Raw genomic sequence first — 20144 nt, forward strand, 5'->3', positions numbered from 1 at the left:
CTCTCTCCCCTGCCCCCAGTCTCCGTGCAGTCTCCGTCACGCCTCACGGCAGGACGTAGATCCGCGCCCCGTCCACGTCAGGCCCCCCGACCTCCCGCATACAGCCCCTTTCCAGAAGGAGCCGTACGCAGTCCCGGACGCGCTCCCGGGAGAGCCCGGTGCGCCGGGTGACGTCCTGGTCCCGGTGGCGGACACCGCCCCGGATCAGGGCGGGGGCGAGGCAGGTGGCGACCGTCCGTACGTCCCCGGTGATCGCCCAGGACTCGACCAGCTCCTGCGGCGTGAGGGCGACGGCGGCGGCGCCGGTGCGCTGACGGGGCACGGAGAGCCGCTCAAGGGAGTCGGCGACCCTTGAGAGGCTCAGCCGGGTCTCGCGGAGCAGCTCCGCGTACTCGGTGTGCTCGGTGTACGCGGCGGCCCGCTCGTCGAACCGCCCCTCAAGCCGGACGAGGGCGTCGACGAGCTCCGGCGGCAGCACGAAACCGCCGTGCACCGGGGAGGGTTCGAGCCCGTACCCGCCGTACCGCTGGACCGCCGCCATGACCTCGCCCGTCCACGCCCGGAAGGCCCCGGCCTCCGGTCTTCGGCACGCCCCGACGAGCTGCACGAGCCCCTGGAGGCTCACCATCCGGGTCGATGCCCTGAGCCCGCTCCTGCCGGGGAGTTCCGCCTCTCCGGCGACCTCCCGCGCGGACGCGAGGCACGCCTCTGGCAGGGCCACCGTCCGCAGTGCCTCCCGGGTCCCGGCGTACCCGAGTCCCTTCGCCACGTCCACCACCGGGAACCAGTGGGCCCCGTCGGGTGCGGTCAGCCGGCGCAGGGGCGCACCGGTGGCGGCGTACACCAGGTCATCGATGTCGATCGCATCCATCGATCATCACCTCCGCCACGCAAGGTAGGCCGAGGGCATATTCAACTGACATGCAAATCAGACAGGTTCACCCAAAAGGGGAGGGTTTTCCGGGTTCTCCCCGGAAAACCCTCCCCGACTCCCCGGCTTCCCCCGACTCCTCCCCTGCCCCTCCCCTGCTCCTACGCCTCTACTTCGCGACGAACTGCGTCAGGATCGCCTGTACCTCGTAGATGTCGACGCCCTTGGTGAAGGTCTTCTGTACGGGCAGCTGGCTGCCCGAGATCCAGATCTTCAGCTCGGCGTCCAGGTCGAAGGTGCCGGCCGTCTCGACGGCGAAGTGCGTGATGCTCCGGTACGGGATCGAGTGGTACTCGACCTTCTTGCCGGTGAGCCCCTGCTTGTCGACCAGCACGAGCCGGCGGTCGGTGAAGAAGATGGTGTCGCGGATCAGCAGGTACGCGGCGTGCACCTGCTCCCCCGGCCCGAGCAGCCGCGCGAAGTCCTGCTGCGCCTGCGCCGGATCGATCGCGTGCGCGTTCCCGAAGAGTGCCATGCCCCAACCCCCACATTCGAAATGAAAGAACGATCAACCGACCCTAACCTCAACTCCCGGGGCGGCAGGGTGGGGTGGGAGTTAGGATCCGGTCCATGGCCCTGACCATGAACGCCATGGACCGCTTCGAAGCCGCCATGCCCCGCCTGGAGGCCATCGCGTACCGCCTCCTCGGCTCGGCGAGCGAGGCCGAGGACGCCGTACAGGACACGTTCCTGCGCTGGCAGGCCGCCGACGTGGACCGCATCGAGGTCCCCGAGGCCTGGCTGACGAAGGTGCTCACCAACGTGTGCCTCAACCAGCTCACCTCCGCCCGCGCGCGGCGCGAGACCTACGTCGGCCAGTGGCTCCCCGAGCCGCTGCTCGCCGGCGACCCGATGCTCGGCCCCGCCGAGACCGCCGAACAGCGCGAATCGCTCTCGTACGCGGTGCTGACCCTCCTCGAGCGGCTCTCCCCCAACGAACGCGCGGTGTACGTGCTGAAGGAGGCCTTCGGCTACACGCACCGGGAGATCGCCGAGATCCTCGACATCACCGAGGCCGCCGGCCAGCAGATCTTCCACCGCGCGAAGAAGCACGTCGCCGACGGCAAGGCCCGCACCGAGATCGACGAGGCCACCGCCCGGCGGATCGTCGACGAGTTCCTCGCCGCGGCCACCAGCGGGCAGACGGACACCCTCGTACGGATGCTGACCACGGACGCGGTCGCGATCGGCGACGGCGGCGGCAAGGTCCCGGCCCGCGCCAAGGCGTTCGAGGGCGCCCGCGCGGTCGCCACCTTCCTGCGTGGCCTGTTCAAGCCCAGCACGGCCAAGCGCAGACTGGTCGGCGGTTCGGCCGGTATCTACGCCGCGACCGCCAACGGCGCCCCCGCCGTCGTGGCGGTCGTCGACGGCCGGGTCGTCGGCGTCATGTGCGTGGAGATCGGCGCCGACGGCATCGCCGCCGTCCGCAGCCAGGTCAACCCCGACAAGCTCGAACGCGCGACGCGGCGATGGACGGCCACGGACCACGGGGAACCCCTGTTCCACGCCTCCTGACCCTGATGTGACCTGCTTCACACCTGAGGCCTGTCAGGAATCGGCGGGCTGCCCGGTTCAAGGGGCAGCCCGCCGAGAAAGCGTGAAGACAGGAGTACGGACATGCAGCACCGCATCATCGTCCTCGGGGCCGGATACGCCGGAGCCGTCGCCGCCGGGCGCCTCGCCAAGCGGCTGCACCGCGAGGACGTCGCCATCACCCTCGTCAACGCCGAGCCCGACTTCGTCGAGCGCGTCCGGCTGCACCAGGTGGCCGTCGGCCAGGAGCTCAGGCCCCGCCCCTTCACCGAGATGTTCGCGGGCACCGGCGTCGAACTGAAGGTGGCGAGGGTCACCGCGGTCGACGTCGACCGCAAGACCGTCAGCGTCACGGCCCCGGCCTCCGCGGCCTCCGCGAGCGCCCCGGCCGCCTCCGGGGCCACGGGAGGCGAGGGGGCAGAGACCACGGAACTCGCCTACGACACCCTCGTGTACGCCCTCGGCAGCGACTGGAACGACCAGGGCGTCCCCGGCGCCGCCGAGCACGCCCACCACATCGCCGGCCGCGCCGGAGCGCTGAGGTTGCGCGACCGCCTGGCCCGCCTCGGCGCCGGGGAGTCCGTGGTCGTCGTCGGCGGCGGCCTCACCGGTCTGGAGGCGGCGACCGAGATCGCCGAGGCCCGCCCGGACCTCTCCGTCGCCCTCGCCGCCCGCGGCGAGCTCGGCGACTGGCTCTCGCCCAAGGGCCGCGACCACCTGCGGAGGGTCGTCGACAGGCTCGGCATCACCGTGCACGAGGGGGCCGCCGTCACCGGCGTGGAGGCCGACCGCGTCACCACGGCCGACGGCGGATCCGTCCCGGCCGCGGTCACCGTGTGGACCACCGGCTTCGCGGTCCACCCGATCGCACGGGCCACCGGCCTCGAGGTCACAGAGGCGGGCCAGATCGTGGTCGACGGGACCATGCGCTCGGTCTCGCACCCCGACGTGTACGCCGCGGGCGACGCCGCCATGGCCATGGGCCCCGGCGACAAGCCGCTGCGGATGTGCTGCGCCACGGGCAGCCCCATGGCCTGGCAGGCCGCCGACGCCATCGCGGCCCGCCTGACCGGCGGAAAGATCCCGACGGTGCCGCTCCGCTACTTCAACCAGTGCATCTCGCTCGGCCGCAAGGACGGCCTCATCCAGTACGTCACGGCCGACGACCGCTCCGTCCGGTCGGCCCTGACGGGCCGGCTCGCCGCGACGTACAAGGAACTCGTCTGCAAGGGCGCGGCCTGGAGCGTCGGCAAGCCGACCCTCGGAATGCCGACCCGCCGCCACCGCACCGTCACCGCCCAGCCGCACGCGGGCGTGCCCGCCGAGACCACGGCATGACGCAGGCGACCGGCCCCGGACACAGCGCCCAGCGCCCGGGGCCTCACCTGCGGTGGATCACCGAGCTGCCCGCCGCCCGGTCGTGAAAGCCCTGCCCGTCCGGGCTGAGGGTCATCGCCGACAGGTGGGGGACGAGGAAGAGGGGCACGAGGTTGGACACCAGATTCGTGACGTGCCTCAGCACCGCGCGGCCGTAGCCGAGCCGTCCGCCATCCCGTACGCGGACCACCTCCATCCCCAGGACGCGCTTGCCCAGGGTGCCGCCCCAACGCGAGACGCACACCGGTGAGTAGCCCAGCACGAAAGCGAGCGGCCACACGCCGACCGCGACCCGCCAGACGGTCCGCACCGAATCCTCCGGGACGGCCATGGCCTCCAGCATCCGGTCAAGCCCGAGAAGGGGCCCGAGAAGGACGACGACGGCAACGGGAAGGTCGACGGCAACCGCGACAGACCGCCGCATGACACCGGCCGGGGCACCCGGAACAGGCCGAAGCTTCACCCGCTTACCCATCACAGGCAGCGGCCCGAGGTCGCCCCCTGAAATCATCGCCACCAGATCCTCCTCACCACTACCCCCAGGCCAAGCCCCCGGCGGCTGTACCCACAGGCCGCTTCTCGGCCAGCCGCTGTACGCCCCGGAAACGCAAGAGGCCCGGACTCTCGTCCGGGCCTCTTGTCTGTGTGCACTCGGCAGGATTCGAACCTGCAACCTTCTGATCCGTAGTCAGATGCTCTATCCGTTAAGCTACGAGTGCTTGTTCTTTTGTGTTTCTTGCCTTCGCTCCCCGGTCTTTCGACCCGCTCGCGGCGACAGGAAGAACATTACATGACTGCCGCCGTCATGTGAAATCCGATTACCCCACCCCTTGTGACCTGCGGAAACACCGTCTGGGCGGCCGTGGGAGTGTCCGGTGGGACGGGCCGGGAACGGCCGAAGCCCCGGCCTGGGGGCCGGGGCTTCGGTAGGGGCGGAGGCGGAGGGATTTGAACCCTCGATGGGCTTTAAGACCCAAACCGCATTAGCAGTGCGGCGCCATAGACCGGACTAGGCGACGCCTCCATGCACCCCGCGCATACGCGAGTGGTGCGTGCAGATGATGACACAGGCGAACCGGCTGTCACCAATTGATTCTCACCGTACTAGCCCTTCGGGGTCGAGGGCAAAGCCCAGGACGGTCGCGCCGCCCCCGACGGCGTCGGCCACCGCGGCCGCCGGCACGCCTGTCCAGCCCCGCCCGGCGCACCCCGCTTGCGCAACGCCGTGGCGCCCGGAGCGTTAGAGGGGACGGGGCGCGTCGTGCGTCCGCGCCCCGTCGTACCCGCCGCCACACACGCCGCTCCTGGAGATCCGCATGCTGCGCAGCCTCGTCCTCGCGACCCTCGCCACCACCGCCGCCGGCGCCGCCGGGTTCGGCCCGCTGCCGCCGCTGCCCCTGCTCTCACCGCCCGACAGGCTGACCGTGACGGTGGCCGAGAGCGGCCATCCGAACGCCGACGGCACCTTCGAGCTGACCTGCGACGACCGGGCCGGCGGTGACCACCCCGCCCGCGACAACGCCTGCAGGCGGCTCGACCAGCTCGCGAAGGAGGGCGAGAACCCGTTCAAGCCCGTGCCCGCCGATCAGCTCTGTACGCAGGTGTACGGCGGACCCGCCGTCGCGCACGTCACCGGCACCTGGCAGGGCCGCACGATCGACGCCCGCTTCTCCCGGGCCGACGGCTGCGAGATCGACCGCTGGCAGAACCTGGAGCCGGTCCTTCCACTCCTCCGGGGATAGGCAGGGAGCCCGCCCCCGGGCTCCCTTAGACTCCCCTCAGTGACAGGCTGCGGCCCGAGGGGCAAGATGGAGCCCGCCGGCCGATAGGCAAGTGCGACAGGCAAGTGCAGTGGGTCAGGGAGGAAGCGTCTCGTGAGCAGCAGGCCATCCCGAGGCGCTGCTCGCCTCGCAGCCATACTCGACGCCCTCCCCGACGGCCTCGTGCTCGTCAACTGCAACGGCACGGTCGTCAACGCCAACACGATCGCCCTCGGCATGTTCGAGACACCCGGCACCGCGCTCGTCGGGCGCGGTCTGCTCGACCTGCTGCCCGACTTCGACTCCCGGCTCATCCCCGGCTCCATGCGCCGCCCCGAGGGCACCGACGAGCGGGGCCGTACCAAGCCGACCCGGATGATCGCCCGCCGTACGGACGGCAGCGAGTTCCCCGTCGAGGTGACCAGCGCCAGCCTGGAGGACGGCCGCGAGGCCTACGACTCGTACGGCGGCTACACCGGCGACGAGCTGCTCATGCTGGTCGTGCGCGACCTCACCGGCACCCTCGACACCGAGGCCGAACTCGCCCGCTCGCAGCGGCAGACCGAGATGATCCTGCGCGCCGCGGCCGAGGGCGTCGTCGGCACGGACACCGACGGCCGGGTCGTCCTGGTCAACCCCGCCGCCGCGCAGATCCTCGGCTACCGCGCCGGCGAACTCGGCGGGCAGGAGCTGCACCCGCTGATCCTCGCCAAGCGCGCCGACGGCGAGGACTTCCCGTACGAGGAGTCGGCGCTCGCCGACACACTCAAGTCCGGCCGCAAGCACCGGGTCCGCGGGCAGGTCCTGTGGTCGAAGAAGGGCGAGCGGGTCCCGGTCGACCTGACGACCGCTCCGGTACGCGACGGCGACCAGCTCGTCGGCGCCGTCATGACCTTCACCGACCGCAGGCCGTACGAGCAGCTCGAAGAGCAGCACGCCGCCGAACTCGCCGCCCTCGAGGAGCGGAACGCGGCCGAACTCGCCGACCGCGCCGAGCGGAGCGCGGCGGAACGTGAGGCGCAGCAAGAGCGGTACGCCTCGCTCGCCGCCCGCCACGAACAGCTGACCGCCGTCCTCGCCGAGTCGCTGCGCGGCCCCCTGGAGGAGCTGCGCACCCAGCTCGGCACCCTCGCCGCCGACGACGCCGGGCAGCTCTGGCCCGAGGCCAACCAGGTCCTGCACCACCTGGCCGCCGGGTACGCCCGTATGACGGCGCTCGTCGACAACGTCCTGAGCTACCAGCGTCTGGACGCCGGAGCGGAGCGGCTCGACCGGCGCGTCGCGCTCCTCGACGGGGTCGTGTCGGCCGGCATCGACGCGGCCGTCGAGCTCATCGGTCCTGGCCGTGCCCAGTTCGCCGTGCACGCCCCGCCCATCGAGGCCGAGGTCGACGCGGCCCGGCTCGCGACGGCGCTCGCGCACCTCGTCGCGGACGTCGCCGGCGTCGACGCGACCGGCAGGAACCGGGCCACCGCCCCGGGCGCCGCGCCCGCCGACTCCACCATCGTCGTGGCGGCCGCGCAGCGCGGGGACGTCGTACGCATCGAGGTCCGCGGCCCGTACGCGGGCGGCGACCCGGTCCACGGGCCCGTCGTGCGCGGCATCGTGGCGGCGCACGGCGGGGTCGTGCAGACCCATGAGGTGCCGGGGACGAGCGGCGGCGCCTACGTCCTCGAAGTCCCGCTCGGCTCCGGGCGGGGCACCGTGCCCGCGGCGGCGACGAGGGCCGCGGCACCGGCCGGTGGCGGCCGCGAGGCCCTCGCGCTGCCCGCGCAGGCCGGTGAGCCCGTCATGACCCCTCCCGTCATGACCCCTCCCGTCACGACGCCTCCCGTCTCGACGCCTCCTTCCATGGCGCCTCCCGTCGACGCGTCTTCCGGCAGCGGGTCTTCCGTCGGCGCGTCTTCCGTCAGCGCGCCTCCCGTCGACGCGTCTTCCGTCAGTGCGTCTTCCGGCGAGGTTGCGGCCGGGGCCGGGATCGATGCCGGGGCCGTCGGCGGGGAGACCTCCGGTGGCGGGCGGCGGCGGGCACGACGCGGCTCCACGGACGCCTTCCTGGCGAGCCCGGTCGCCCCCGAGGGCGGCGGTACGGAGCCCAGTGGGCGCCGCCGTGCCCGTACGGGAGAGGCCGCCACCGGCGCCTCCGAGCTGATCCCGGCGCAGCAGAACGCGGCCGCGGACGCCCCGTCCGGCTCTCCTTTCGCCCTCACCGCTTCCGGAACCTCACCCAGCCCGAGCGGCCCGGGTGGCCCCCGCGGCTCCGTGGTCGAGCCCACCGGGCGCCGACGGGGCAGGCCCGCCGAGGGCTCCGTGGTGACCGCCGCCGAAAGCGCGCAGGGGCGTGCCGCGCTCGGTGCCGCCGTGCCCCCGCAGGGCGTCCCCGTCGAACCCACCGGCGCTTCCGCCCCCGCTTCCGCTCCCCCCTCGGCTTCCTCGTCCGCCCCAGCCCTGGCCCGCGCCCTGCCGGCCGTCGCTTCCGGTCCCGGCTCCGAGGCGGGGGACGGGCACGGAAACGGCGACGGCAACGGGGTGGCCGAGGCGCGGCCTAGCGGGCGCCGGCGGCGTGCGCTGGCGGCCGCTCAGGAACGGGCGGCCGCGGCCGAGGCCGGTCCCCGGACGCCGTTCGCGCTCCCGCCGGCCGAGGCCGACCGCCCCGAGCCGGCCGCCACGCCGGACGGCGCTCCGTTCACGACTCCGGCCGGCGTTCCGTTCGCCGGGCCGCTGCCGGTCTCCGACGAAGGTCGTCACGAGGCCGTACGGGGTGTCCCGGGCGCCGATCACACGCCTCCGCAGCCGCACCCGCACCCGCACCCGCAGTCCCACGGGCCGGTCCCGCCGGTCGTTCCTTCCGCTGCCTCCGCGGTGCCCTCTGCGGTCTCCCCTTCGCCCGCCCCGGCCGCGATGCCGCCCGCCGAACCGACCGGGCGCCGCCGGGCCGTCAGGCCTCCGCAGCCGGAGCAGCAGCCGGTGTCGGCGCAGGAGTCGGAGGCGGTTACGGGTTCCGGGCCCCGTGACCGCACGGGTTCCGGCACCGGCACCGGTTCCGTACCGCTGCCGCCCGAGTTGCCGATGCCCACCCCTGCCCCCACCGCCATCCCGACGCCGACGCCGATGCCGAAGGACTCGACGCAGGGGCGGGCGTTCAGCGTCCGGACTCTCGGGCAGGGCGTTCCCTTCGTCCCGCCTGCCCCGATGGCCTCGCCGCTCCCCGCGGCGCCTCAGACCTCCTCCGGCCCGGCCGCCCCCGCGGCCCCCGCCGCGCCCTCCAACGGCTCCGGGCGGCGGCGCAGGCTCGCCACCCCGCCGGACGTCGACCCGCCGGCCCCGGCCGCGCTTCCTGTACCGGCCGCCGGCGAGGCGAGGCCGCATCCGGACGCGGACCCCTCCGCGCACCCCGAGGCCGCCCTCGGCCTCGCCGCCGCCCCCGAGGGCCGCGCGTACGCCATAGGAGCGCCCGCCGCCGGCTCCGCCGAGGGTCCCGAGCCGCTCGACGGCCCCGGCGGAGCCGTCGAGGTCGCCAACCGGCCGGCGCCGCGTCCGGTCGACGACGAACTGCCCCCTGAGCCCCTCGACAACCCGCGCAGGCTGCTCGTCTGGCCCGCGCCCGACGTCTCGACCCAGCAGGCGCTGAGCGACCGGGGCTACCGGCCGGTGATCGTCCACTCCCGCGAGGAGGTCGACGCCCAGATCGCCGCCTTCCCCGCCGCGCTCTTCGTCGACCCGCTGACCGGCCCCATCACCCGTACCGCGCTCCAGTCGCTGCGCCAGGCCGCCGTCGCCGCCGAGGTGCCGGTGCTGCTCGCGGCCGGGCTCGGGCAGGCGACCCGGGAGGAGGCGTACGGCGCCGATCCGGCCGTACTCCTCAAGGCGCTCGCACCGCGCGACAGCGAACAGCACCCGTCCCGTGTCCTGCTGATCGAGGAGCACGAGGACATCGCGGAGGCGCTCGCGGCCACTCTGGAGCGGCGCGGGATGCAGGTGGCGCGGGCGGCCACGGACACGGAAGCGGTCGCGCTGGCCACGCAGACGCAGCCGAACCTGGTGGTGATGGACCTGATGCAGGTGCGCCGCCGCCGCGCCGGGATCATCGACTGGCTGCGGGCGAACGGACAGCTGAACCGCACCCCGCTCGTCGTCTACACCTCGGCCGACCTCGTCGACGAGGAGCTGCCGAAGCTGTCGTCCGGCGAGACGGTCCTCTTCCTCGCCGAACGCTCGAACAGCGCCGAGGTCCAGGCCCGGATCGTCGACCTGCTCGCGAAGATCGGCACCAACTAGCCCCGTTCACAGGGCCGGTTGGTGCCGACTGATGTTCGCCCCCGGTGGGTCAGAGCTGGGTCACGTCCAGCTCGCCCTCCGCGTACTGCCTGCGGATGACCTTCTTGTCGAACTTGCCCACGCTCGTCTTCGGCACCGCCGGAACGATCGCCCAGCGCTCCGGCAGCTGCCACTTGGCGATGCCGCCCTCGTCGGCGAGGAAGGCCTTCAGCGTCTCGTAGTCCGCCGTCGCCCCCTCCTTGAGCACGACGGTCGCCAGCGGGCGCTCGCCCCACTTCTCGTCCGGCACGGCGACGACGGCGGCCTCCGCGACCTCCGGGTGCGCCATGATCGCGTTCTCCAGGTCGACGCTGGAGATCCACTCACCGCCCGACTTGATGACGTCCTTGGCGCGGTCGGTGAGGGTCAGGAAGCCGTCGGGGCTGATCACTCCGACGTCGCCGGTCTTGAGCCAGCCGTCCTCGCTGAACTTGTCGGCCGGGCGGATGACCTCGCCGTCGACGCCACCGAAGTACGAGCCCGCGATCCAGGTGCCGCGCACCTCCAGCTCACCGGCCGACTCGCCGTCCCAGGGGAGGTGGTCGCCGCCGGGACCGACGAGCCGCGCCTCGACACCGGCCGGGAAACGGCCCTGCGTGACACGGTACGGCCACTCCTCCTCGGCGGTCAGACCGGCCGGCGGGTGGGCCATCGTGCCCAGCGGGGACGTCTCGGTCATGCCCCAGGCGTGGCAGAGACGGACGCCGAGCCGGTCGTAAGCCTCCATGAGGGACGGCGGACAGGCCGCGCCGCCGATGGTCACCTGGGCCATCGAGGAGAGGTCGCGGGGGTTGGCGGTGACCTCGGCGAGCAGGCCCTGCCAGATGGTGGGGACGGCGGCCGCGTGGGTCGGCTTCTCGCGCTCGATCATGTCGGCGAGCGGGGCCGGCTGGAGGAAACGGTCCGGCATGAGCATGTTGATGCCGGTCATGAAGGTGGCGTGCGGCAGGCCCCAGGCGTTGACGTGGAACTGCGGGACGACGACGAGGGTCGTGTCCTTGGCCGTGAGGGCCATCGACTCGGCCATGTTCACCTGCATCGAGTGCAGGTAGATCGAGCGGTGGGAGTAGACGACGCCCTTCGGGTCACCGGTGGTGCCGGAGGTGTAGCACATGGCGGCGGCCGAACGCTCGTCGAGCTCGGGCCAGTCGTACGTGGTCGGACGGCCCGCGATCAGTTCCTCGTAGTCGTGCACGCGGGGCGCCACGCCGTCCAGGACGGAACGGTCGCCGGGGCCCGCCACCACGATGTGCTCGATCGTCGGCAGGTGCGGCAGCAGCGGGGCGAGGAGGGGGAGCAGCGAGCCGTTGACGAGCACGACCCGGTCGGCGGCGTGGTTGACGATCCACACCAGCTGCTCGGGGGGAAGACGGAGGTTGAGGGTGTGGAGCACGGCGCCCATGGAGGGGATCGCGAAGTACGCCTCGACGTGCTCCGAGTTGTTCCACATGAGCGTGGCGACACGCTGGTCGCCGATGACCCCGAGTTCGTCGCGCAGGGCGTTGGCCAGCTGGTGTGCGCGCGTTCCCACCTCCGCGAACGTGCGGCGGTGCGGCTCGGGCTCCCCCGTCCAGGTGGTGATGATGGACTTCCCGTGGATCGTCATCCCGTGCTTGAGGATGCGGCTCACGGTCAGCTGTACGTCCTGCATGGTGCTGTACACGGGGCGTCCTCCCGGTGGGCGCTACGTGGCAGAAAGGGTGTGGAGATTCTGCGCACATACCACGCGGTATGTCACTACCCGGGAGTACGTGAATTGCCAGTGTTCACTGGCGGGGGCGCCGTCCTGTCCCGGTTGCTCACCGTACGGGGGTCAGTTCCGGGTCCTCCCTGAGCTTGCCGAGCGCTCTGGACACCGCGCTCTTGACCGTACCGACCGACACCCCGAGCACCTCGGCGGTCTGGGCCTCGCTGAGGTCCTCGTAGTACCGGAGGACCACCATCTGGCGCTGCCGCTCCGGCAGCTTCAGCACCGCGCGCCACATCGCGTCGTGCAGCACCTGCCGCTCGGCCGGGTCCGGCTCCGGGAGACCGGCGGGCTCGGGCAGCTCCTCGCAGGCGAACTCGTCGACCTTCCGCTTGCGCCACTGCGACGTACGCGTGTTCAGCAGCGCGCGACGGACGTACCCGTCCAGGGCGCGATGGTCCTCGATGCGCTCCCACGCCATGAAGGTCTTGGCCAGCGCCGTCTGGAGCAGGTCCTCGGCGTCGCAGGGGTTGGCGGTCAGGGAACGCGCGGTGCGCAGGAGTACGGGCTGCCGCGCCCGTACGTACGAGGAGAAGGTCGGGTACGACGCGTACTGCGAGGCACCGGCGCAGACGGGGCCAGAGGGTGGCGGAGTCATGACTCCACGCTAGGAGGGGAGGGGCGCTCGGCGGATCGGCCCCAGGTCCCGACCCTCCGTCCGCCTCAGGTTGTAGGGGTGGGGACCGCCTCACCTCCTCTGGGTGGAGACCCGTCGTGGCCCCCTCAGGGTCGGAGGGGCCCGGGGGTGAGGGCTCAGGGGGCGAGGGCTCAGGGGGCGAGGGCTCAGGGGGCGGCGTCCGTGACGCGGGCCACGGGCGCGTCCATCGCGTTGCGGTCGATGTAGAGGCGGCGGCCGCCGTGCGACTCGGTGACGTTGCCCGTGTACTGGTGGATCCGGGCGTGCGGCATCCATGCCTGCGGGTGCAGCACCGACTCGGAGTACAGCGAAGGCCGCCCCCGCCAGCGCGCGAACCACATCACGGCCGGCAGGTCCTTCGTACCCGCCCTCCGCTGCTCCTCGATGTCCCGTACCCCCGTATCCGCACTGCTGTAGAACCCGGGCAGATATCCGAGGCGCCGCACCTCCCGGTTCCATGCCCGGACGAAGGAGAGGGTGGTCGCGGCGCAGGGCGCGTCCCCCTGCCGGTAGGCCTCGATGTCGAGGTAGAGCGGGCTGCTCGCGTCGAGGCCCAGGGCGCGCGCCGCCCGCACCGCCTCGCCGCCCTCCCTGGTGCCCTGGCTCCAGGGGCTGCCGCCGATGGCGAAGGGCCGCTTGGCCGGGGAGACCACGCACGGCGCCTGGGAGCCGACGAAGAGGGGCAGCAGCCGCCAGCCCATGGCGTTCACGGAGGCGACCCAGGCGGGGGTCAGCTCCCGCTGGACGGGGCAGCCCCGGCCCCGGCCGCCGAAGTAGATCCCGACCGCCCCGTACGGCGAACTGCGCCAGGCCCTCATCACCTCCAGGGAGGGAGCGTCACAGGTGTCGAAGGCCTGCCCGGTGAAGTGCGCGGGCGCGGCCCCACGGGTCGCCGTGCCACCGGCCGGATCGGCACCTGCCGGAGTTGCCCCGGACGGAACGGCACCGTTCGGAACGGCACCACCCGGTCGGGCCGCCACCGCCGGAGCGGGGGCACTGAGCAGGGCCGCCCCCGCCAGCGCCGCCAGGAGGGCGGCGACCACGGTCCGTACTCCGGGAGACAGCGCGGGCAGGAAAGCAGATACGGATGCGGATGCGGATCCGGCGGCGGGTTCGGGTACGGGTACGTCGGCGAGCTCGGGTACGGGTACGGCGGCGGGCTCGGGTACGGAGGCGGGCTCGACGGCGACTACAGGTACGGGTACGGGTACGACTACGGGGGCTGATCGGGGCGGTTCGTGTGTGCTCATGCCGCGAGTGAAGAACCGCCCGCTCCGCCCGGCCACCGCTGAGGCCGTCGCCTCAGCCGTCCGTGCCCAGGATCAACCCGGACGTGGGAACCCCCGTGCCCGCCGTGACCAAGGTCCGCTCCGCGCCGGGTATCTGGTTCACCGAGGTCCCGCGCAGCTGCCGTACCGCCTCCGCTATGCCGTTCATCCCGTGCAGATACGCCTCGCCGAGCTGCCCGCCGTGCGTGTTCAGCGGGAGCGCGTCGGCCGCGACGAAGTCGGCCGCCTCTCCCGGTCCGCAGAAGCCGAACTCCTCCAACTGCATGAGCACGAAGGGGGTGAAGTGGTCGTAGAGAATGCCGACGTCCATGTCGGACGGTGCGAGCCCGGAGGTCCGCCAGAGCTGCCGGGCCACCACCCCCATCTCCGGAAGGCCCGTCAGCTCGTCGCGGTAGAAGCTGGTCATCGCCTCCTGCTTCCGCCCGGCGCCCTGCGCCGCCGCGACGATCACGGCGGGCGGATTCCGCAGATCACGGGCGCGCTCGACGGAGGTGACGACGAGCGCCTGACCGCCGTCGGTCTCCTGGCAGCAGTCGAGGAGCCGGAGCGGTTCGACGATCCAGCGCGAGGCGGCGTGGTCGTCCAGGGTGATCGGCTTCCCGTGGAAGTACGCGGCGGGGTTCCGGGCCGCGTGACGCCGGTCGGTGACGGCGACATGGCCGAAGGCGTCCGGGCTCAACCCGTAGGTGTGCAGATACCGCTGGGCGGCCATCGCGACCCAGGAGGCCGGGGTGAGCAGCCCGAAGGGCAGCTGCCAGCCGAGCGCGGCGCCCTCGGCGGAGGGCTGGCGCTCCTTGACGCCTGAGCCGAAGCGGCGCCCGGAACGCTCGTTGAACGCCCGGTAGCAGACGACGACCTCGGCGACCCCGGCGGCGACCGCGAGCGCGGCCTGCTGGACGGTGGCGCAGGCGGCCCCGCCCCCGTAGTGCACACGGGAGAAGAAGGACAGTTCACCGATGCCGGAGGCCTGGGCGACGGTGATCTCCGGGTTGGTGTCCATCGTGAAGGTGACCAGGCCGTCGACGTCGGCGGGGGCGAGCCCGGCGTCGTCGAGGGCCGCTCGCACCGCCTCGACGGCGAGGGAGAGTTCGCTGCGGCCCGAGTCCTTGGAGAACTCGGTCGCCCCGATGCCCACCACGGCCGCCCGGCCGCCGAGTCCGTCCCTGCTGCGGAGGCTCATCGCGGCACCTCCACGGTGACGGTGACCGTGCCCGTGACGTGGTGCCCGAGCCCGTTGGCACCGACGACCCGGACGCGTGCCGTGTCCCCGTCCACTGCGGTGACCGTGCCGGTGAGGACCATGGTGTCGCCGGGGTGGTTGGGGGCGCCGAGCCGGATGGCGACCCTGCGGAGGACGGCGCTGGGACCGAAGTGGTCCGTGATGTACCGGCCGACGAGCCCGTTCGTGGTGAGGATGTTCATGAAGATGTCCGGTGAGCCCTTCTCCCGGGCCAGCTCGGCGTCGTGGTGCACGTCCTGGTAGTCGCGGGAGGCGACGGCCCCCGCGACGATCAGAGTGCGGGTGATCGGGATGGTCAGCGGAGGCAGCTCGTCCCCGGGCTTCATGACAGGTCTCCTTCCGCGAGCAGGGCGCCGAGTTCGGAGAGGAGTTCGGTGCCGCCGCCGAGATAGGCGTCGAGCTGCCGGCCCCACAGGAAGTGCCGGTGGACGGGATGGTCGAGGTCCGCTCCCGTACCGCCGTGCAGATGCTGCCCGGCGTGCACGACCCGCTTCCCCGCCTCCGAGGCCCACCAGGCGGCGGTCAGGGCCGCCCCACCGGCGTCCAGTCCCTCGTCGAGTCGCCAGGCGGCCTCGTAGGCGGTGACCCGGATGGCCTCGGTGTCCATGTGGGCGTCGGCGGCACGTAGTTGCACGGCCTGGTGGGTGGAGAGCGGGCGGCCGAACTGCTCCCGTACGGAGGTGTGCTCCACGGCCCTGGCCAGCGATCCCGCGCAGACCCCCGCCTGCAGTCCGGCGAAGGCGATCCGGGCGACGGCGAGCACGTCCTCATAGGCACCGCCGGACGCGCCGGCCGGCTCCCCGAGTCGCTCCCCGGCTGCCCCGTCGAGGAAGAGTCGCCCGGCGGACCAGGGTGCGGTGAGCTCGACGGGATCCACCCGGACCGCGTCCTCCTCCGTGGGGCCCAGTGGGACCAGCGGGACCAGCCACAGGTCACGGTCCTCGTCCGGTACGAGGACATGCGTGGCGTCCCTGAGCCACGGCACCCAGTCCACGGTCCCGCTGAGCCGCCCGTCGTGCGCGGAGACCGTGCCCGACGCCGGGAACGCCCCCGTCACCACCGTCGTACCGTCCCGGAGGCCGGGCAGGAGCCGGGCCCGCTGCTCTTCCGTACCGTGCCGGCCGACGGCGAGGATCCCGTACGCGCAGCTCGCGGCGAAGGGCACCTGGGCCGTCACCCGCCCCTGCTCCTCCAGAAGCAGGACCAGGCCGAGCAGGCCGGTCTCCTCGACGGCGCCGGGCAGTCCGGCGGCGCAGAGCGCCTTCCAGAGCTCGGCGTCGGTGGCGGTGCCGGCCGCCCTGAGCCGCTCGTGGGTGGCGAGGTCGGTGAAGATCCGGCCGGCCAGCTCGCGGGCGGCCTCCTGCTCCTCGGTGGGGGTGAAGTCCATGTCAGTCCTCCCCTCCGGCGCGGAAGACGGGAAGCTCCAGCTCCTCGTCGGCCCGCAGGAACTCCAGCCGCACCGGCATCCCGATCCGCACCTTGTCGTAGGGCACCCCCACCACGTTGCTGATCATCCGTACGCCCTCGGCGAGTTCGATCAGCGCGACCGCGTAGGGCGGGGCGAAGGCCGGGAAGGGCGGGTGGTGCATCACCACGTACGAGAAGACGGTCCCGGCGCCGCTCGCCTCGACCGTGTCCCATTCCGGCGATCCGCAGTCGGCGCACCCGGGCAGCCAGGGGAAGCGGAGGGCCGCGCAGTCGCCGCAGCGCTGGATGAGCAGCCGGTGCGCCGCCACCCCCTCCCAGAACCCGGCGTTGTCCCGGTTGATGACCGGCCGGGGCCGCCTCGGGGCGTGGTCCGGGGACTTCGGTGGCCTGCTCGCCGGTGCGTACTTGAGGATGCGGAAGCGATGGGTGCCGGCGAGTTCGGCGCCGACGCGGACGTCCGTCCGGGTGGTGACGAAGTAGCCCGGTCCGAGCTTGGTGGTCTTGGGCCGCGACACGGACTCGATCACGGTGTCGAAGGTGATCTCGTCGCCGGGGCGCAGAGGCCGGAGGTACTCCTGCTCGCAGTCGGTCGCGACCACGGACGTGTATCCGGCCGCGTCGAGGAGGGCGAACAGCTCCTCGTACGCGGAGGAGCGGCCCGTATGCCCCGAGAGGCCGCCCATCGTCCAGGCCTGGAGCATCGTCGGCGGGGCGACGGCCTCCGGCCCCCGGTAGGCGGGGTGCGCGTCCCCCATGGCCTCGCACCAGTGCCTGATCATGGGCAGGTTCACCGGGTCCTTGCCGACGCCCGCGGTGGCTGCGGCACGGCCCTCGTAGGCCACGAGCCGGTCGTACAGCGTGGCGTCCCGCTCCGTGACAGTCATCGCCGCCCCCTCCCCTTCATGCCGAGCCGCATCCTCGCGACAATCTCGCGCTGCACCTCGCTCACCCCTCCCCCGAAGGTGTTGATCTGGGCGGCCCGGTTCATGCGCTCCAGCTCACCGGCGTCGACTTCCCCCGGCGATCCCGCTCGCACCGTCCCCGGCCCGCCCGTGATTTCCTGACATATTCGATACACCTCCACCGCCGATTCGGTTCCCACGAACTTCACGCCGCTCGCGTCCCCCGGGGCGAGCCGGCCGGCCCCCACATCACTCACCAAACGCCAGTTCAGCAGGCGTGTCGCCGACAGTCGGGCGTGTGCTTCGGCGGCCCGGATCCTGACCCACGGCTCGTCAACGCGACGCCTGCCCGTCACCGGATCGGGGATGCGCGCCCGGGCGAGCGCGGCCGTGAAGAAGTCCTCGGCCTGCATGCCGATCGCGGCGAGCGCGACCCGTTCGTGGTTGAGCTGGTTGGTGATGAGCCCCCAGCCGCCGTGCTCGGGCCCGACGAGGTTCCCCGCGGGGACCCGTATCCCGTCGTAGTAGGTCGCCGTCGTCGTCAGCCCGCCGACGGTCGCGATCGGGGTCCAGGAGAAACCGGGGGCGTCGGTGGGGACGAGGACGATCGAGATGCCCCGGTGCGGGGGCGCGTCGTGGTCGGTGCGGCAGGCGAGCCAGATCCAGTCGGCGTTCTGGGCGTTGGAGGTGAAGATCTTCTGCCCGTCGATCCGCCAGGAGTCCCCCTCGCGGACCGCCCGCGTCCGGAGGGAGGCGAGGTCCGTGCCGGCCTCCGGTTCGCTGTACCCGATGGCGAAGACGGTCTCGCCCCGAAGGATCCGGGGCAGGAAGAAGGCCTTCTGCTCCTCGGTCCCGTAGGCCATGAGGGTGGGCCCGACGGTGTTCAGCGTGACCATCGAGACGGGGGCGCCCGCTCGGTACGCCTCGTCGAAGAAGACGAACTGCTCGTCGGGGCCCCGGCCCTGCCCGCCGTACTCCTCGGGCCACCCGAGACCGAGGAGCCCGTCGGCGCCGATGCGGCGCAGCAGCCGGCGCTGGGCGGCGGTGTCCGCGGCAGGGGGCGGCCCTTCGGGCATCACCTCCCGGAAGTAGGCGCGGAGTTCGGCGCGCAGCCGCAGCTGCCGCTCGGTCGGGGCGAGGTGCACGGCGACGGCCTCCCGTGGGACGACTGAGATTTCTGACTGTCCGTCAGATTCAGGATCCCTGTCAAGGTCGCCGACCGACCGCGCGGAAGACCGGGCGCACACAAGCGCGACGGCCCGCACGCCGGTACCGAAGTACCGGCGCACAGGCCGTCGTTCACACCACGGTCACGCCCCCCGTCGGGCCGGCTGCCGTGCGGCGGTCACCACCACGGGTTGAAGTTGACCACCGCGTTGTTCTGGGCGATGTGGGTGAAGGCGGAGCCGTTCACGCTGGCGGTGTTGTTCTGGTTGGAGGCACCGGAACCGGTCGCCACCTGCTGCGTCGTGGTCGAGTTGCCGAAGTTGTCCCCACCCACGCCGCTGCCGATGATCGTGGCGACGCTCGTGTTCGATCCGTCGTCCGCGAACCCGCCATTGTCGGCCTGGGCCACCCCGGTGAAGAGCGCGGCGGCGAGGGGCAGGGCGGCGGCGACGGCGAAGATGCGGGCGGTACGGATGCTTGCCATGTGTGTTCCTCCGGGAACTGAAAGCTGGTGCTGTTGCACGGAACTGCTTCTGAAGTGCTGGGAACTCTTCTGAACTACGGTCATTCACAGGGCAGTTGGCCGACCGCCCCGGTCGTTTCGTGCTCGACGTCGCGACTCCAGAGTTACCCACCGAATCCCCGGCGAACCACCCCGGAGCGCCCGATTCCCCCGCAAGCGTGAGGACAAGCAGATAAACCAGGTCAGTACGAGGAAAGCCCCAGCTCACCCCGGGAGGAGCGGGTTCAGGACAGGCAGAACCGGGCTGCCGCAAGGGAGGAAGCGTTCCGGCAGATTTCCCGCCAATCGCTCTCGCGGAGGAGAGCGACGGCGAGTCCCCCCGACCCGGAAACCGAACAAACGAACCGACGGGAAGAAGAATTCGACCGCGAGGCGATGCCCCTTAGGGGATCTCCTGCCCGACAGCCGCCTCGAAAGCGGCGTACGCGCGCGCGTCGAACAGCACGAACCGCACTTCCTCCACCTCGGTACGGGCCGCCCGTACCGTCTCCACGGCGATCCGGGCGCCGTCCTCCATCGGCCAGCCGTAGATCCCGGTCGAGATCGCGGGGAACGCGACCGTACGGTCCCCCAGCTCGTCGGCGACCCGGAGGGATTCGCGGTAACAGGAGGCCAGCGACTCCGACCGGTCCACCTCCCGCGACCAGACGGGCCCGACCGTGTGGATCACGTGCCGGGCCGGCAGCCGCCCGGCCGTCGTGGCCACGGCCCGCCCGACCTGCAGCCCCTTGCCGTAGTGCGAACGGCGCAGGTCCTGACAGGCCGCGAGGATCTCGGGCCCGCCCTTCCTGTGGATGGCCCCGTCGACTCCCCCACCGCCGAGCAGCGAGGTGTTGGCGGCGTTGACGATCGCGTCCGCCGCCTCCGCGGTGATGTCCCCCTGCACGAGCACGATCCGCACCACGCCAGAACCCCTTTCCCAGGTCACCTCTCCCAGGTCACCGTTGTCACGAGTCCATTGAACCCCCCGACGGAAACCCCGAAGGGGCGCCCCGGATACACATCCGGGGCGCCCCTGAGGAGCGATACGCGCCTCCGCGCTACGGCTGGGGCGGGGGCGGAGAGTCCGGCCGTGGGGAGTCGGGCCCCTGACCCGTGTTGCCCATCTGCTCCTTGAGCTTCGCCTGGGCGGTGTCGACCTGACCGCTGTACTTGCCCTGCGTCTTGCCGTCGACGAAGTCACCGGCCTTGTCGATGCCCTTGGAGCCCTGTTCCTCGTGGCCCTTCAGCATCCCCTTGAGCTTGTCGAGCATAGACATCCTGGCCCTCCTAGCCGCTGTTCCAGCCCTTCCA

At 72.3% G+C, this 20144-nt stretch carries 18 protein-coding genes and 2 tRNA genes; 4 read left to right on the plus strand and 16 right to left on the minus strand.

The features are described from left to right. Positions 1 to 43: 43 nt before the first annotated feature. Positions 44 to 871 (minus strand): BRO family protein, encoded by an 828-nt coding sequence (locus ACIA8N_RS17960; protein WP_365776509.1) that lies wholly within the window; start codon positions 869 to 871, stop codon positions 44 to 46. Positions 872 to 1040: 169 nt separating this feature from the next. After that, positions 1041 to 1406 carry a PH domain-containing protein gene (locus tag ACIA8N_RS17965; RefSeq protein ID WP_365776511.1) on the minus strand — a complete coding sequence of 122 codons (366 nt, stop codon included), beginning with the start codon at positions 1404 to 1406 and terminating at the stop codon, positions 1041 to 1043. Positions 1407 to 1501: 95 nt separating this feature from the next. Here ACIA8N_RS17965 and ACIA8N_RS17970 point away from each other — a divergent pair, with 95 nt between their 5' ends. Further along, positions 1502 to 2446 (plus strand): RNA polymerase sigma-70 factor, encoded by a 945-nt coding sequence (locus tag ACIA8N_RS17970; protein WP_365776513.1) that lies wholly within the window; start codon positions 1502 to 1504, stop codon positions 2444 to 2446. A gap of 102 nt (positions 2447 to 2548) precedes the next feature. After that, the gene (locus ACIA8N_RS17975; RefSeq protein WP_365776515.1) at positions 2549 to 3802 is read left to right on the plus strand and encodes an FAD-dependent oxidoreductase; all 1254 of its coding nucleotides are present in this window, start codon (positions 2549 to 2551) and stop codon (positions 3800 to 3802) included. 43 nt (positions 3803 to 3845) lie between these two features. On the opposite strand, the gene ACIA8N_RS17980 is transcribed toward ACIA8N_RS17975, so the two are convergent. From ACIA8N_RS17980 to ACIA8N_RS17990, 3 genes are all read right to left on the minus strand, one after another. Continuing rightward, entirely contained in the window at positions 3846 to 4352 is a 507-nt protein-coding gene (locus tag ACIA8N_RS17980; protein WP_365777609.1) for an RDD family protein, read from the minus strand. A 135-nt stretch (positions 4353 to 4487) separates the two neighbouring features. Beyond that, a tRNA-Arg gene (locus ACIA8N_RS17985) sits at positions 4488 to 4560 on the minus strand. A gap of 214 nt (positions 4561 to 4774) precedes the next feature. Beyond that, positions 4775 to 4865, minus strand: a tRNA-Ser gene (locus ACIA8N_RS17990). 292 nt (positions 4866 to 5157) lie between these two features. Here ACIA8N_RS17990 and ACIA8N_RS17995 point away from each other — a divergent pair. After that, positions 5158 to 5583, plus strand: coding sequence for an SSI family serine proteinase inhibitor (locus ACIA8N_RS17995; RefSeq protein WP_365776517.1), 426 nt, complete (start codon positions 5158 to 5160; stop codon positions 5581 to 5583). A 132-nt stretch (positions 5584 to 5715) separates the two neighbouring features. Then, on the plus strand, positions 5716 to 9879 hold the full coding sequence (locus ACIA8N_RS18000) for a PAS domain-containing protein (protein ID WP_365776519.1): 4164 nt from the start codon (positions 5716 to 5718) through the stop codon (positions 9877 to 9879). Between the two features lie 49 nt (positions 9880 to 9928). Here the strand turns inward: ACIA8N_RS18000 and ACIA8N_RS18005 are convergent, their stop codons facing one another. From ACIA8N_RS18005 to ACIA8N_RS18055, 11 genes are all read right to left on the minus strand, one after another. Further along, positions 9929 to 11581 (minus strand): long-chain fatty acid--CoA ligase, encoded by a 1653-nt coding sequence (locus ACIA8N_RS18005; RefSeq protein ID WP_365776521.1) that lies wholly within the window; start codon positions 11579 to 11581, stop codon positions 9929 to 9931. A 136-nt stretch (positions 11582 to 11717) separates the two neighbouring features. Then, positions 11718 to 12263 carry a SigE family RNA polymerase sigma factor gene (locus ACIA8N_RS18010; RefSeq protein ID WP_365776523.1) on the minus strand — a complete coding sequence of 182 codons (546 nt, stop codon included), beginning with the start codon at positions 12261 to 12263 and terminating at the stop codon, positions 11718 to 11720. A 185-nt stretch (positions 12264 to 12448) separates the two neighbouring features. Beyond that, positions 12449 to 13552 carry a DUF1906 domain-containing protein gene (locus ACIA8N_RS18015; RefSeq protein WP_365776525.1) on the minus strand — a complete coding sequence of 368 codons (1104 nt, stop codon included), beginning with the start codon at positions 13550 to 13552 and terminating at the stop codon, positions 12449 to 12451. Positions 13553 to 13604: 52 nt separating this feature from the next. Beyond that, positions 13605 to 14771: a lipid-transfer protein gene (locus tag ACIA8N_RS18020; RefSeq protein WP_365776527.1), complete on the minus strand. Its 1167-nt coding sequence runs from the start codon at positions 14769 to 14771 to the stop codon at positions 13605 to 13607. Continuing rightward, positions 14768 to 15157, minus strand: a complete 390-nt coding sequence (locus tag ACIA8N_RS18025) for a MaoC family dehydratase (protein WP_365776529.1) — start codon at positions 15155 to 15157, stop codon at positions 14768 to 14770. Before ACIA8N_RS18025 ends, ACIA8N_RS18020 begins: the two co-directional genes overlap by 4 nt. Beyond that, positions 15154 to 16218, minus strand: coding sequence for an acyl-CoA dehydrogenase family protein (locus ACIA8N_RS18030; protein WP_365776531.1), 1065 nt, complete (start codon positions 16216 to 16218; stop codon positions 15154 to 15156). The genes ACIA8N_RS18025 and ACIA8N_RS18030 overlap by 4 nt, the downstream gene beginning before the upstream one ends. 1 nt (position 16219) lies before the next feature. Then, positions 16220 to 17143, minus strand: a complete 924-nt coding sequence (locus tag ACIA8N_RS18035; RefSeq protein WP_365776533.1) for an OB-fold domain-containing protein — start codon at positions 17141 to 17143, stop codon at positions 16220 to 16222. Further along, entirely contained in the window at positions 17140 to 18306 is a 1167-nt protein-coding gene (locus ACIA8N_RS18040; protein WP_365776535.1) for an acyl-CoA dehydrogenase family protein, read from the minus strand. The genes ACIA8N_RS18035 and ACIA8N_RS18040 overlap by 4 nt, the downstream gene beginning before the upstream one ends. 200 nt (positions 18307 to 18506) lie before the next feature. Then, positions 18507 to 18812, minus strand: coding sequence for a hypothetical protein (locus ACIA8N_RS18045; RefSeq protein ID WP_365776538.1), 306 nt, complete (start codon positions 18810 to 18812; stop codon positions 18507 to 18509). Positions 18813 to 19233: 421 nt separating this feature from the next. Continuing rightward, on the minus strand, positions 19234 to 19755 hold the full coding sequence (locus tag ACIA8N_RS18050) for an O-acetyl-ADP-ribose deacetylase (protein WP_365776540.1): 522 nt from the start codon (positions 19753 to 19755) through the stop codon (positions 19234 to 19236). Positions 19756 to 19891: 136 nt separating this feature from the next. Then, positions 19892 to 20110 carry an antitoxin gene (locus tag ACIA8N_RS18055; RefSeq protein WP_365776542.1) on the minus strand — a complete coding sequence of 73 codons (219 nt, stop codon included), beginning with the start codon at positions 20108 to 20110 and terminating at the stop codon, positions 19892 to 19894. Positions 20111 to 20144: the final 34 nt, after the last annotated feature.

Source organism: Streptomyces sp. NPDC051822 (assembly GCF_044452745.1).
GTDB lineage: Bacteria > Actinomycetota > Actinomycetes > Streptomycetales > Streptomycetaceae > Streptomyces.